13 protein-coding genes are annotated in these 14,180 nt (G+C 38.2%); 11 read left to right on the forward strand and 2 right to left on the reverse strand.

Annotation, left to right across the window (positions count from 1 at the left end; all coding sequences use genetic code 11):
* Positions 1 to 177: 177 nt before the first annotated feature.
* From ACK8P5_RS12850 to ACK8P5_RS12880, 7 genes are all read left to right on the forward strand, one after another.
* Entirely contained in the window at positions 178 to 768 is a 591-nt protein-coding gene (locus ACK8P5_RS12850) for a YdcF family protein (protein WP_422661314.1), read from the forward strand.
* Between the two features lie 447 nt (positions 769 to 1,215).
* Positions 1,216 to 1,398: a hypothetical protein gene (locus tag ACK8P5_RS12855; protein WP_422661315.1), complete on the forward strand. Its 183-nt coding sequence runs from the start codon at positions 1,216 to 1,218 to the stop codon at positions 1,396 to 1,398.
* Positions 1,399 to 1,913: 515 nt separating this feature from the next.
* Positions 1,914 to 2,354 (forward strand): MarR family winged helix-turn-helix transcriptional regulator, encoded by a 441-nt coding sequence (locus tag ACK8P5_RS12860; protein WP_422661316.1) that lies wholly within the window; start codon positions 1,914 to 1,916, stop codon positions 2,352 to 2,354.
* Between the two features lie 54 nt (positions 2,355 to 2,408).
* The gene (locus ACK8P5_RS12865) at positions 2,409 to 3,806 is read left to right on the forward strand and encodes an MFS transporter (RefSeq protein WP_422661317.1); all 1,398 of its coding nucleotides are present in this window, start codon (positions 2,409 to 2,411) and stop codon (positions 3,804 to 3,806) included.
* 260 nt (positions 3,807 to 4,066) lie between these two features.
* The gene (locus ACK8P5_RS12870; protein WP_422661318.1) at positions 4,067 to 4,207 is read left to right on the forward strand and encodes a hypothetical protein; all 141 of its coding nucleotides are present in this window, start codon (positions 4,067 to 4,069) and stop codon (positions 4,205 to 4,207) included.
* A 176-nt stretch (positions 4,208 to 4,383) separates the two neighbouring features.
* Positions 4,384 to 4,563, forward strand: a complete 180-nt coding sequence (locus ACK8P5_RS12875) for a hypothetical protein (RefSeq protein WP_422661319.1) — start codon at positions 4,384 to 4,386, stop codon at positions 4,561 to 4,563.
* A 130-nt stretch (positions 4,564 to 4,693) separates the two neighbouring features.
* Positions 4,694 to 4,975 carry an RHS repeat-associated core domain-containing protein gene (locus tag ACK8P5_RS12880; RefSeq protein WP_422661320.1) on the forward strand — a complete coding sequence of 94 codons (282 nt, stop codon included), beginning with the start codon at positions 4,694 to 4,696 and terminating at the stop codon, positions 4,973 to 4,975.
* A 54-nt stretch (positions 4,976 to 5,029) separates the two neighbouring features.
* Here ACK8P5_RS12880 and ACK8P5_RS12885 read toward each other — a convergent pair whose 3' ends face one another.
* Positions 5,030 to 5,338, reverse strand: coding sequence for a hypothetical protein (locus ACK8P5_RS12885; protein WP_422661321.1), 309 nt, complete (start codon positions 5,336 to 5,338; stop codon positions 5,030 to 5,032).
* Positions 5,339 to 5,659: 321 nt separating this feature from the next.
* On the opposite strand from ACK8P5_RS12885, the gene ACK8P5_RS12890 reads away from it, so the two are divergent.
* A complete protein-coding gene (locus ACK8P5_RS12890; RefSeq protein WP_422661322.1) occupies positions 5,660 to 10,093 on the forward strand; it encodes a discoidin domain-containing protein in 4,434 nt (1,477 codons plus the stop codon).
* A 496-nt stretch (positions 10,094 to 10,589) separates the two neighbouring features.
* On the opposite strand, the gene ACK8P5_RS12895 is transcribed toward ACK8P5_RS12890, so the two are convergent.
* Positions 10,590 to 11,084: a hypothetical protein gene (locus ACK8P5_RS12895; RefSeq protein ID WP_422661323.1), complete on the reverse strand. Its 495-nt coding sequence runs from the start codon at positions 11,082 to 11,084 to the stop codon at positions 10,590 to 10,592.
* 1,010 nt (positions 11,085 to 12,094) lie between these two features.
* Here ACK8P5_RS12895 and ACK8P5_RS12900 point away from each other — a divergent pair.
* The 3 genes from ACK8P5_RS12900 (at position 12,095) to ACK8P5_RS12910 (ending at position 13,883) form a co-directional block, all read left to right on the forward strand.
* Positions 12,095 to 12,229, forward strand: a complete 135-nt coding sequence (locus ACK8P5_RS12900; protein WP_422661324.1) for a hypothetical protein — start codon at positions 12,095 to 12,097, stop codon at positions 12,227 to 12,229.
* 683 nt (positions 12,230 to 12,912) lie between these two features.
* On the forward strand, positions 12,913 to 13,206 hold the full coding sequence (locus ACK8P5_RS12905; RefSeq protein ID WP_422661325.1) for a phosphotransferase-like protein: 294 nt from the start codon (positions 12,913 to 12,915) through the stop codon (positions 13,204 to 13,206).
* A 443-nt stretch (positions 13,207 to 13,649) separates the two neighbouring features.
* Positions 13,650 to 13,883, forward strand: coding sequence for a hypothetical protein (locus ACK8P5_RS12910; RefSeq protein ID WP_422661326.1), 234 nt, complete (start codon positions 13,650 to 13,652; stop codon positions 13,881 to 13,883).
* Positions 13,884 to 14,180 lie beyond the last annotated feature (297 nt).

The raw sequence follows: 14,180 nt of genomic DNA on the forward strand, positions 1-14,180 counted from the left end.
ATCTAACATTAAGAAGCAAATATCCGAGGACAAGAACATGGTCCAATTACAGATTAGGCATGAATCTAATCGATGTTCGTCCGAAGTGACTAAGCTAACGGGCAGATTTGCAAAATACATAATTGTATAATAATGGCAGAATATTATTTGTGATAATATATTTTTCAGGAGGTCGTTATGTTTCTGTCCGAATTAGAATCTCAATCTCTTGATAAAAAAATGATTAACAAGATAATCTTTGAAGGTATGGACGATGACGGGCGAAATGCTGATTTTGTTCTGGTATTTGGTAGCATTACAGCCCCAAGAGTGAGGGTTCCAAAGGCAGTAGAACTCTATAAAGCGGGGCGCGCAACTAAAATAATTATGTCGGGTGGCACTTCAAATATTCCTGAAGCTCATGTTATGAGGGACACGGCAATACAAAGCGGTGTAAAAGACTCAGATATTTGGGTGGAGGATAAGTCAACAAATACAAAAGAAAATATTATCAATTCAAGAGAAATGATTGACGAGAAATTCGGATTAGAAAGGACTCGAAGAATCCTTCTAGTTACAAACTTCTTTCACTTAAGACGGTGTTATCTTAGTATGAAGACCTATATGCCAGATTGGATTGAGTATAGCCTCTCTGGGGTTTTGGATAACAATACTCGTCCAGATAATTGGTGGACCAATGAAAAGGGACGAATAAGAGTTCTCAATGAACTCGAACGATTAATACATTACACAAGAGTAAAAGAAATTGTTGATTATAAGATTAACTAGCCTTGTTCGTGTTCAACTAACGAAGAACGATAGCCCAATAAAGACAATAGCCAGCCGAAGTTTGGAATTCAGATGGTATATACTCAGGTCAAATAAGATTAAATTTCCAATACTATAAGGAGTCATTTTAAGGAGGAGTACCCTTGGCAAAAACAATTTGTCGATGTGGAGTGTTCTATCAAATCAACTAATACCGAATGATGTAGAACTTATAGTTTATACAAGTAAACAATGGGAAGAAGCTACTCAAGAAATATTTGTTGAATTTAATCAAAGTCTACGCTATTGAGTCGCACACAGAGACGGCTGAAGGGAGAGCAGAGCAATGCTAAAGGTTGATCAATAGACAAAACAGAGCATTTCTAAGATTTCGGGAGTTCTCAAAGAGTATCATAGGCAATAAAGGATATCGATGTAGAATTGTGATGTCGAGGAGGTCAAATGAGAATGGACCAACAATATAAAGTTGAAGTGTCGGAAATTATTATTTCACGTAGTGACGAACATGAACTTCAACAGCATCTTAACCAAATGTACAACACTGGCTGGAAGTTACACAGTGTTACGCCTCAATTGTATGCAGGTACGGTTCAATCTAACGTTTATATTTTCGAGAAGAAAAACGATTAAGTTACGGTCGCTCACATGAGCGGCTTTTTCTTTTACATAAAATCCGCAGAGGGGAGGTGATTCGAGTGATAAGAAATCAAACAATATACATCGGTCTACCTATCAGGACAAGTCAAAAAATCCTAAACCAAATCACTCAGGATAAGTGTCGGGGGACAAGAACATAGTCCGATTACAGATTAGGCATGAATCTAATCGATATTCGTTCGTAATTCATTAAGCTAACGGGCAGGATAGTATAACAACAAAATGGTATCTGACACAATAAAGTAAAGAACAAGCATAATTTTCTCCCCAATCTCAATTTCTCTCTCAGCTTGAACCGGTTTGATCATTATTAGGAGACGGGAGATCACCTTCATGTTCTTTCGGAGCTCTCTAGAAGGAAGAACGATAAAAGTCGACTTTTTTTAAAAAAATATTTGTATGTACACATAAATATACTTGCATATACACATAATACGTGTTAATTTAATACTTGCACATACACACAATTTATTAAGGAGTGATCTTATTTGAAAATATATGACTACAATAAATCATTGGGTCAAAAGGTTGTTACATGTTCACGATTTATTGCAAATGGCTTGAATAAAAAATTCAAAGAGCTAAATTGTCCTCTCACGTTTGAACAGTGGAGACTGATGAATTGTTTAAATCATCAAGAAGGTATTTCACAAAATCATTTGGCAGACATTGTCGATCGGGATTATACCACCGTATCCAGGCTATTGAGTACCCTAATCAAAAGTAATATGATTCGACGTGTCGCTGACGCAAACGACAAGCGGACAAACCTTGTGTTTCTCACCGAAGAAGGAAGAGGAGTATTGGACCATTTGGCAAATGTACATGTTCAAGTATTTTTGGACGAGATGGTTCGAGATATTCCGGATCAGGATATTGAAGTATTTTCCTCTGTGCTGGATCGAATCATTCTTAAACTTGAATCATGATTTGTATGGCAGCAATGGAACATATTAGCTAACAAAACACGGAGGCAGATATATATGGAAGCTATAGCACAGAATATAAATGAACAAAAGGGAGAATTGGCAACAAACCAGCGCAGTAAACTCATGATCATTCTTACTTTGGTACTTGTCATTGCTTCAATGAACACAACCATGTTTAATGTGGCCTTGCCAGCAATTGGGGAACAATTCTCAATATCACCCTCACAATCTGGATGGATCGTTACGAGTTACTTAATTATTTATGCAGTGGGTTCAGTGATTTATGGTAAATTGGCAGATCAGTTTAAGCTCAAAAATCTCTTAACCATCGGCATTTTATTTATGACCGTGGGCTCACTCATCGGGTTTATTGCATTTAATTATCCATTACTAATCATCGCAAGAATACTGCAAGCTGCAGGTGCATCGATATTGCCTGCATGTGCCATGATCATTCCTTCACGTTTTTTCTCACCGGAGACCCGAGGTCGTGCACTTGGAATGACATCAGCAGGTTTAACGTTCGGGATTGCAATAGGTCCTATTATTGCAGGTCTCGTAACAACCACATTAACGTGGAACTATTTATTTCTGATTCCGCTCCTGATGATTTTTTCTATTCCGCTTTTCAGAAAATATCTGGATGATGAAACAGGCGTAAAAAACAAAATAGACTTTGTTGGTGCATTTTCCCTCGTTGCAACGATTGTTTCACTTATGTTGGCTGTCTCCAAATCAAATCTGATATTCGGTGCTGCGTTTCTTGTTTTCCTTATAATATTTATCTGGAGAATTAAAACTGCAGCTAACCCTTTCATCATGCCAGCCCTGTTCAAAAACAAAGCTTATACCTTAACACTTTTAACCTTTGCGATGGGGGCTGGAGCAGGATTCGCATTACCGTATCTTTCGCCATTGTTGTTTGTCGATATTAATCATCTATCTCCGTTCACCAGTGGTCTCTTTATGTTCCCGGGTGCCATTATAGCAGCTGCACTTGCAAAAACGGGTGGCAAGATTGCAGATATGAAAGGTAATGCAACGTTGGCTTATATGGCAATCGTTTTATATTTAATCTGTTTCGGAGTTCTTTCGTTTGTGGCTGGTGTTTCTCCATATCTCGTTATGCTTGTATTGATCTTTGGATATTTGGCTCAAACCTATTTCCAGATTGCGATGGCTAATACGTTGTCCAATACGCTCTCCAAGGAACAGACAGGAACCGGGATGGGACTGTTCATGCTCGTTAACTTTATCGCAAGCTCGATCTCGGGAACATTTATCGGAAAAGCACTGAGTGGAACTACAAATAACGCGTTAAATCCTTTACGATCCGTTGCGGAAGGCATCATTTATAGCAACATTTATGTGGTGTTGACCTTGATTATCGTAATAATTGGAATTCTGTATACAATTGTATTGAAAACAACCGGAAAGAGAAAGGAAGCTTAATCGTTACGTGAGGACGGCCAAAGAGCGGAGAAGGAGGCTTGTCTGTTAATTATGAAGACTTAGTAATTTACGAGTTGGACAAATCGGATTATCTTATAATTGGTTCAACTAACGGGCAGATTAGCTCAACAGTTACTGAAATATTGTGTTCGTGTTATTATTTGGAAATGGGCTAATAAAAGAAAATGGAGTTGGTAAAATGAAGTTTGTCGAAGATAGATAATATGCAGAGCAATAGGTTGATGTCGGGGGACAAGAACATGGTCCCTTTGAAAGTCGCTAATAGCGGCTTTTTTTTTGTTTTAACGGTCCAAGTTCTTGTCCCGAGCCCAAGACAAGAACTTGGACCGATTGCCGTAGAGGACAAAAACATATTCCGATTACCGACGGTGATACCTTAAAGGATGTTGAAAGCCACTTCGGTAAATGTAGTTATTAAAATATATCTACTTCATCTCCAGCATACTCGGAATCTGTTTCGAATTAAGGGACGTAGAGCGGCAACCGGAATACGTTACAAAGTGAACAGACCCCAACAGATTTAAACGTTAATTATGTGTAGGATAACTGGGATCGTTTGAAACAAGTAATCACCGCGGACCAAAAGCAAGTGGCCTATAAATATAACGGTGACGATATACTGACCGAGCGTACTGAAAATGGCTCAACAAAACGTTACTACTATGATGAAAATAGCAACATTATTGCTGAAGGTAGCGTACAGACAGATGGATCCGTCAAAAAGATCTCAAGTTAAATCCGTAATGGTGATTCTCTTAACTATTGTGTAGATGAAAAAGGTAATAAACAGTACTATGTACTTAATGGATATGGTGATGTAGAGTATATGGTTAACTCTGATGGGGTTGTTTTGAACTCGTACACCTATGATTTATGGGGGAAACCTATTCGAAATCGGAAAAAGTCATGAATCCATCCTTTATTCTGGCGAGTATTTGGATGCGACAACCGACTTACAATATCTAAGATCTAGATGGTATGATCCAAGTGTGGGCCGGTTTAAAAATGAGGATACGTATGAAGGGGAATTGGGGAATCCTTTGAGTTTGAATCTTTATAGGTGTGTGCATAATAATATGTCCAATTTAGTGTGGACGATCCGAATTGTGGTTTTGCACAGCCACGGTTCGCCTCCACTATCCGCATGAGGATGGTGTTTTTGTTTGTTCTGCATACATGATGATTGGTATATAGCGTAGTTATTAGGTTTGTTTGATTCGCGTGTATGAATCCGAGGAAACACTGATGGGACGTAGTGTTACTGCAATGCCGCTATTATTGTTAACCCATACTTCATTGCAATTGTATACATCCTTGCTGGATAGCCTCATTTTCTGACAGTGTTTTGCTTGTATAATGACTTTCTTATTTACAGCTGTTAGAATAAGGCCGACTTCGTAATCGCATTTCCCACCCGTTCGCTTGACATGCCAACCTTGTTTCTGTGAAGAATAACTCAAGATACCGAAGACTAGCTCGTGAGATTTTAACGCTAATTTGTACAATTCCATTTAACCCAATCAAAGATTGAATCACTCTCCCGCCGCTAGGTGGGGGATATTTGACGCTCACCCATAAACGGTAAACAGTTCAGAGGGATTCTCATTTCATGCCTCTTCAGTAATTAGGGTTTAGTGTAACGATGAAGAAAAAATATCAATAAATAAACAAAAATGATCATTTGAATGCGGTTTCAGTTATGTTAGTTTTGAGTAGCAAATTTTACTATATAGAAGGGAAACCCATAATACAAGTTTCTCCATCAAGTGTGCCATCTGCTTTGATGAAATTCAGCGGTAAGTTGTATAGAGCAAATTAGGAGGTGTCCATTTATGTTTATCAAGTGTAAAAAGTCTATATCAGTTTATTTAATGGTTTTGATGCTGTTAAGTCTCATACCCGTTCCAGTATTTGCAGCAACTACAAATACAAGTACAAATGAAAATGTAGCATTAAACGCTATAGCAACAGGTACCAACGCTGATCCAGGAAGTGAATATTCTAATGTAGTAGATGGCGATAAAGGAGATGGATTAGATGCACGTTTATCCTCTTCAAAAAATACAAAACCTACAATTATTTTAGATTTGGGGAAGGAAAAAGAAGTGCAATTTTTTCGTTTATTTCTAGAGGGTCGGAAAAACGTTCAGTATAGAAATAATGTGAAAAAGTACAAAGTTTCATTTTCCCAAGACGATAATTTTACAAGGGAAGATTTTAGTGTCGAAAGAGAATTGGACACGTTGACTAATAGGGATGATGTATTATTATCCAAGTCAATGAATACTCGCTATGTAAAAATTGATATTGTAGAGACTCATAAAGATAATCAATGGGATAATGCAGGGATTGTGGAGTTTGAGCTTTATAAAAAACCATTGAATGTTGCTTTAGGAGTAACAGCTACGGGAAAAAATAGTGAGGGACAGGGCAATACATATGACAAGGCAGTTGATGGGGACTTTACTACGCGTTTATCTTCCTCACGAGACACATTGCCAACCTTGGTATTGGACTTGGGAGATGAAAAGCAACTACAATTTTTCCGGTTATTTTTGGAAGATAGAAAAAATGTCACCTATAAGAATAATCTGAAAAAGTATAAAGTGGTTTTCTCCAATAATAAAGATTTTACAGAAGAAGTGTATAGTGTTGAAAGAGAATTAGATACTGAAACGATTAGTGATACTGTGTTACTGCCTAATCCCGTCAATGCCCGATATATAAAAATGGATGCTTTAGAAAGCCATAAGGACAAAACGTGGGATAATGTAGGGATTGCAGAGTTTGAATTACTCGATCATCCTTTTTCGTTGGCAGATGTGGAATCTGGAAAACCTTCAATTGAGGATGCCCGTCCTACTTATAATGAAGCATTAAATACAATTGTTGTACCGGAAATTGAAGGATATAAAATTGAAAATAATGGCGCAGATTTTGAACAAATCGTCAATAAGGATTTTGAAGTTCAAAAGCCTCTCACAGAAAAAAAGGTTAAGATTGCTTTAAAGATTACCAATCTATCTACAAATCAAGTAACAATCACGAATGAATTCGAAGTGTTGATTCCAGGAATTCACAAACAAAACTCAGGAAATGAAAAGCCTTCTGTATCACCAGAATTAGCTGAGTGGTACAGCGACAGCAACAAGGAGTTTACCGCAAACAGCAATAGCAACATTGTAATCGATAATAAATATAAAGACTCTCTAGAGGATATGGCAACAGAGTTTAAGGCGGATTATAAAGATATTACAGGGAGAGCCATTGATATCGTATATGGAAATAATCCAAAGGAGGGAGACTTTTACTTTACACTGGATACCGGCGATACCTTTTTAGGGAATGAAGGGTATCACATGGAAATCAATGATAGAGTTTCTGTACAAGCATCTCATCGAATTGGAGCTTATTGGGCTACCCGTTCTATCTTACAAATACTCGTTCAAAGTGATAGTAAAAATACGATTCCTTATGGAGAGACGCGAGATTACCCTAAATACAAGGTTCGTGGATTTGTATTGGATGTTGCGCGTAAACCTTTTTCGATGGAGAGCTTAAAAGATATTGCAAAAAACATGGCGTGGCATAAAATGAATGACTTCCAAGTTCATTTAAGCGACAATTATATATTCTTGGAAAATTACGGTGTGGGTGATACGGAAGCTGAAGCTTTCAAAGCTTATGATGCCTTCCGTTTGAAATCCAGTGTTACAAATGATAAAGGTGAATCTGCAACAGCGCAAGATTACTCTTATTCCAAACAGGAATTTCAAGATTTCATTGTACAATCAAGAAGTATTGGATTAAATATTGTACCTGAAATTGATGTTCCTGCACACGCTAATTCATTTACAAAAGTTTTTCCCGAGATTATGGTTAAAAATCAAAGGTCACCACTGCAAAATAAACGTCCATTAGTAGATCATATTGACATAAGTAAACCAGAAGCCATTGAAAAAATAAAAGAGATCTTTGATGATTACACCAAAGGGGCGAATCCGACCTTTGATAGCGAAACAGTGGTTCATATTGGAGCAGATGAGTTTTTATCCAATTATAAGGCTTATCGAGATTTCCTTAACGACATTGTCCCTTATATGAAGGAAACGAATACCGTTCGTATGTGGGGCGGGCTTTCTTGGATTAAAGATAATCCAGTTACAAAAATAGAAAAAGAAGCGATTGAAAATGTTCAAATGAACCTTTGGTCAAGAGACTGGGCGGATGGAATGGAAATGTACGATATGGGATATCAATTGATTAATACGATTGATTCTTATATGTACATGGTCCCCAATGGTACCGGAGGCAGAGGAGCATATAATGACTACTTGAACACCGATGGGTTATTTAATAACTTTGAACCTAATATCTTGTCAACAAAATCAGGTTGGAAACCAGTTCCCGCTGGTTCTGATCAGATGCTAGGTGCAGCTTTTGCAATTTGGAATGACAATATTGATAAACATTCCAGTGGATTAACAGAAATGGATATGTATAAAAGATTTCAAGATGCTTTACCCGTAATGGCAGAAAAGACATGGGCAAACGGGAAAGAAAAAGGAAGTCTGGAAAACGTGAATAGTATTGGTAAAGTTGTTGGAATTGCTCCAAATTCCAATCCATTGTTTGAACAAACGTCTGAAAATGGGCAATATGCCAAATATACATTTGAAAAACAAAATGAAATGAAAGATGTCAGTAAAAACGGCCGGGCTTTATTCAATTCTGTAAATGCGTCTTTTGTAAAAGGAACGTCTTCGGAGGCGTTAAGTCTTCAGGGGAACGAAAGTTATATTGAAACGCCTCTTAATCAATTAGGAGACGGGAATACTCTTTCCTTTGATTTGAAATTGCAAGAAGCTAAGCAAGGCGAAATATTATTTGAAAATGATAGTCCATATGGGACACATGATATTCGAATAATGGAAGACGGAAAGCTAGGTTTCACAAGAGAACTTCACGACTATACATTCAATTATAAGCTTGCGATTGGAGAATGGGTAAATATCAAGATAGAAACTTCTAATTTGAAGACGTCCCTTTATGTCAATGATGAGTTTAAAGGGTATGCAACAGGGAAATACGTTCATAACGATATAACGAAAAAGGAAAACATCGGAAACTCAACCCTTGCTTTACCGCTTCACAGAATAGGTTCGAAGACGGATTCAATTAAAGGTGAGCTTGATAATATTATCATTGAAAAATCAGGTGCGGGGAAAATACCAAGTTCCAATATGACAGTCGAAGCTACATCTTCTTATAAGGGAGAGGAAGCTAACAAAGTAATTGACGGTGATAGTCTTACAATTTGGCATTCAGATTGGAGCAATCCATCATCGGTTACCTTGCCACAATCCTTGACATTTACCTTTAATGAGCCTGTGGAAATAGACCGAATGACGTATCTGCCAAGACAGGGTACTAGTAATAACGGTAATTTCAAGAATATTGATTTGTATGTGACTGACGAAAATGGTCTTGAGCAAAAGGTTATCGAAAATCAATCATTAGCAGATGACCGTTCTTTGAAAGTAATCAAATTTGCCCCGATTACTGCGAAAAAAGTAAGATTAGTGATTAACAATTCGTATGGGGACACGGAAGATAAGTGGGCGGCGGCGGCAGAAATCGCATTCTTTGCCACAGTTAAAGCGGCAGGCGCATCCGCTGTCTTGTCGGGCAGTGATACCGTTAAAGCGGGTGGCAATCTGAACGTTACGCTTGGTGTAGCAGGCATCGAGAATGCCGCATATGCAGGTGATATCATCGTTCAATATGACACGAACGCACTCGAATTTGCAGGTGCTATCTCCGCTAAGGCAGGTGTAAACATAGTGGAGACGAAGGAAATCGAAGCCGGAAAAGTACGCTTCATCTTGGCTAGCGCTGGTGCGACGTATGCGATTATCGATGATACCGACCTAATCACACTTTCCTTCAAGGCGAAGGAAGTCGAAGAAGAGGTGGTAGCAGCAATCCAAGTGACGAGCATGAAGCTGGGCCATGAAGATGGAACAGAGTCGGCGACGGCCGGCGCTGACCATGACGTAACCGTAACCGTAACACCTGCTGGATTGTCGGGCGACGTGAACGGAGACGGTAAAATCAGCATCGGAGATCTTGGTATCGTGGCGGCCCATTATGGCAAAAACAGCAGCAGCCCGGATTGGTATACAGCGAAAGTGGCGGATATCAATATAGACGGCAAAATCGATATTATGGATTTGGCCGAAGTTGCCAAAAACATCCTGAAGTAGTTTTTGACATTCTCGCACGCGAAAAAATGGAACAGTTGGGACAGTCCTATGAGGCTGTCCCATTCGGTTTTTATGTCTAAGAAATGCCCAGCAAAGGAGATTCTGCAGTCTGATTTTACTCCAATCAGTAGACAGACAGGGCCGATGTCTAATGACACAAAAGTGTCCACATTTCATAAGCACAAAAGCCTGATTGTTCGGGCTTTTTTATTTTAATGAGATAAGATTTTTGTCATGAAAAAATGCACAAATGTGACCCCATTGTAGTTTTATGACACAAAATAGAACCCATACTGGATTATGTGAATGAAGAAATGGCAGCGTTAGGTTCATCCCTGCGCTGCCATTAGTTATTTACTGATTGATGCCAATTTTTTAAGTAGATCATAAACCTTTAAGAAAGCACAGCCTCCAAGCTTACCGTTGGCCAGCCATTAACAAATTTGATCAGGACAGATCATCTCTTCAACAGCTATTTACGAAAAATGATGTTAATTTAGTCTTCACCTTCAATATAATCAATTAATGAATTTAAGGATTTATAATTTTCTTTTGGTGAAAGAACATAAAAAAATCCTGAATCTTCTTCTTTAAAAAAGGACCCCCCTCCTCCGAAATTTAGTACTATATAGGATCCATCTATTTTTTTTATGCGTACTTCTCTGTAAAAGTCCGCAGGTGGAGAATCATCGGGATCCATTGTGTGATTGTGGTTTAAAATATTCAATATTTTGATAATATTATTTTCCTCATGTGTTTCTCCGGCAATATCATCTGAATCCAACATGTGCGTTGTCACACTTACAACTTCATTGGCTGATATACTGAAAGTAGGTATTTCTGATTGACTTACTTCTTGACGATATTCAACCACATTCTGGTTGGATGAAGATTTACAAGACACCAGAATAATTAACAATAGTACAATTAAAATGATGAAACCTCCAAGCCATCTCATTCCTTTTCCCCTCTCATTTTTATCGATTTTCATTCTATAATAAATAACGCCATTAACTTCCCAAATGTTGCAATCTACGCTCAACAACGATGTGATACTCAGCGATACAATATGTTACAGCTTATGACGCTGCTTTTAAGCATGCTTAATAATAAATCATAAATATTCAGGCAAAAATAATTCAAAGTGTCCGATCATCAATCAACTTCTCATTTCCATAAACCAGTTCTCCCCAAAGCTGCGTCCTGACGGCCACTGTTGTTAAGGATTCAGAAAGCAAATGACCCATAGATAAGATTGAATAGTTTGACGCGCTGCCACAGTCTCATGCCGCCAGTTCTTTGGCATACGCTTTACCGATTCCGAATGAAGCACCGGTGACTACAGCCAGCTTGTTTCTATATGCCTACTTGTTCAAGATACAAATCCTCCTTTAAGAAATTAACTATACCATTAGGAGCCGCTGATTATGCGGTTTTTTTATTTATGTTATCAAGTTCTTGTCAAAACACAATGACAAAAACTCGATAACATTCCCGACAGATGACAAGGACATTGTTACATTCCCGATATGATTTCATCGACGGCGGCAAACAAAGATGATTAGACGCCTTTTTATTAAACTAACGGGCAGTTTAGCTTAATTCATATTGTGAGAAAAGGGATTTTCTCAAATCAGTCGAATTTGTAGATTGGCATTTGTTTCAATTTGGAAGGGAATTGATGTGGTATGAAAAATATCCAAGCTTTGGTGGTTGTCACATCGTGGAAGAACATATAACAACCGCGCCAGTGCAGCCCATGAGATACGACCCATAGACATCAAGCAATTGGTAGTTTCGTTACATATTTTGCACAAAGGTGCCATTGCGATATGGGCCATTCAGCGGCACTCACAGACTGGATGAGTAAACAATTTACACAGTATTAACCCACATTTAGAAACTAGGAAAGATAGGGGATATAATAGTGGCAAAAGTTATTATTCACGCAACAACAACACTAGATGGATACATGGCGACAAAGACAGTGGTATCGATTGGATGTTCGATTTTGAAGCCACGGACCAAGATTACGCAGTTGTCAATAAAGTCATGGAGGAAATAGGTGCCATAGTTGGTGGCGCAAACAAAACGAACACGATTGAAGAAGGACAGATACCGTACGGTGCTGAATGAATAGATTATGGCGATGAAAAATAGGCAATTCGATGAATACATGAATTACAGCTAAGAGAACTGGGTCCGATTAAGTAGGGAATAATCATATTTCACCAAATAGCAGCTCCAGTGTGCGTAAGACTGCGAAACGAAACAGCATTTTACTGATCAGCAGTATGTGGGCGGGCGAAATGTGGGATTGTCGGGTGACAAAAACATAGCAACATTAGAAACCGCTAATTATGCGGTTTTTTTATTTATGTTATCAAGTTCTTGTCAAAACGCAATGATAAGAACTTGATAACATTCCCGACAGAATACAAGAACATGGTTACATTCCCGATATAGACGCCTTTGTATTAAACTAAAGGGCAGGTTACTTTAATAAGAACGAAACCAGCTCAAGAAAATTGTTAATGATCCTTTAATAACGGGCTGTCGGGTGACAAAAACATAGTAACATTAGAAGCCGCTGATTAAGCGGCTTTTTATATTTATGTTACTAAGTTCTTGTCAAAACCCAATGACAAGAACTTGATAACATTCCCGATATGATGTCATCGCCGGTGTAATAAAGATGATTGGACGCCTTTTTATTAAACTAACGGACAGGATAGTTCAAAATTTTTCGCGAATACCCTACATATGGACCTATTTTCGAAGTTCGTTAATAAGAGTTTATATGAAAGAAGGTGGTAACTTTGAATATTGATTTCATCATTCTCCACGGATCATCTGGAAATGGAAAGACAACGTTATCTAGGAAGCTGCATGACCATCTTAGATCGCCTTATTTTGAGTTTGGCTGGATTCCGGAATTCCGTTCTTTAACACCTTCAGTTCAAATAACTCAAAGGCAAGAAGAGCAATTATTTATTGTAGAGGAACATAAAAATAATATAGAGGATGGAAACCATATTATTTGGATTGGAGTAGCCATATCTTTAGCTCTGATTACACTGGGGTTAATTGTTTATATTTTAGTTAGTTCTTAGGTGAGATTCCCCTTGGGTAAGGAGCACTTGAAAATAGATAATTGGATTAAGTTTTATCTGATTGACATTACACCTACGTTAACCTTAAATGATCTCACTAAATGCGCTACCTTCCTATGTTGGGATTTATTCTTTTTCTGACAAACGAATTAACCAGCGAATAAAAAGTGCCCCTTCTACCGGTGGCGCTTTTTTTGTTTTGGTTTACGTCCTGTGGGGAAATATATATAATTTCACGAATCGAGCTTCAATCATCGATCTTAGCCAACTTTTTATTTTACCTTCGACAAAATATGGAATAATTTACGTCTAACCCTCATAGAATTATGTAGTAGAGGTCAGTAGTGTGTAATTATCACTACGGACAAGCTGATAGAGAGGTGCTAATTAAATTGTGGGTTTGAACGAGGGCCCCAGAGAACCAAAGAGAGGAGGAAAACAAAATGGACATTATTCACGAAATCATCCAATGGTTCATACAGAACTCGGATAAAATTCAACAGATTCACGATTACATGGTAGACGAGCTCGCAAGGTACTGCAACTTGTATGTCGCTTATCACCATGTTCGTGAAATTCACAACGACGAAAACGAAGAAGAACCCACGGCTCACGATCAAGAGAACAACGTGGATCCTTCTGTTGACGTCGACAACAACAGCAACAACGCTTATTAAGCTAGAGACTGCGAATCACTTCTTAATTAAGTGTAGCCAAACGACTCGGTGGCTTGATGGGAGCTGCGAACTCTTATCAGTCACCGTGTTTCGTTTCTGCTTTCATTATAAGCTTTTCCGGGCTCGGTAATCTATATACAATTCTGTCCTGCATGTCCCTAATATATGAGCGAATGTGGGCGAATATGAAACGGAAACTGGAAATGAGAAATACGTTAACAGGTTCTTGTCAACTGTATCCAATAGGAAGCGGATTTTTAAATACAGATGGTAGTTTTACCCAGTCCTATATTGATA

The sequence above is a fragment of the Paenibacillus sp. EC2-1 genome (genome assembly GCF_049311625.1).
GTDB lineage: Bacteria > Bacillota > Bacilli > Paenibacillales > Paenibacillaceae > Paenibacillus_AQ.

Bases quoted from the DNA above. Each gene is read 5' to 3' on its own strand.
- ACK8P5_RS12850 (WP_422661314.1), top strand. From the start codon at position 178: ATGTTTCTGTCCGAATTAGAATCTCAATCTCTTGATAAAAAAATGATT.
- ACK8P5_RS12855 (WP_422661315.1), top strand. From the start codon at position 1,216: ATGGACCAACAATATAAAGTTGAAGTGTCGGAAATTATTATTTCACGT.
- ACK8P5_RS12865 (WP_422661317.1), top strand. From the start codon at position 2,409: ATGGAAGCTATAGCACAGAATATAAATGAACAAAAGGGAGAATTGGCA.
- ACK8P5_RS12870 (WP_422661318.1), top strand. From the start codon at position 4,067: ATGGTCCCTTTGAAAGTCGCTAATAGCGGCTTTTTTTTTGTTTTAACG.
- ACK8P5_RS12880 (WP_422661320.1), top strand. From the start codon at position 4,694: ATGATTTATGGGGGAAACCTATTCGAAATCGGAAAAAGTCATGAATCC.
- ACK8P5_RS12885 (WP_422661321.1), bottom strand. From the start codon at position 5,338: ATGGAATTGTACAAATTAGCGTTAAAATCTCACGAGCTAGTCTTCGGT.
- ACK8P5_RS12890 (WP_422661322.1), top strand. From the start codon at position 5,660: ATGTTTATCAAGTGTAAAAAGTCTATATCAGTTTATTTAATGGTTTTG.
- ACK8P5_RS12895 (WP_422661323.1), bottom strand. From the start codon at position 11,084: ATGAAAATCGATAAAAATGAGAGGGGAAAAGGAATGAGATGGCTTGGA.
- ACK8P5_RS12900 (WP_422661324.1), top strand. From the start codon at position 12,095: ATGTTCGATTTTGAAGCCACGGACCAAGATTACGCAGTTGTCAATAAA.
- ACK8P5_RS12910 (WP_422661326.1), top strand. From the start codon at position 13,650: ATGGACATTATTCACGAAATCATCCAATGGTTCATACAGAACTCGGAT.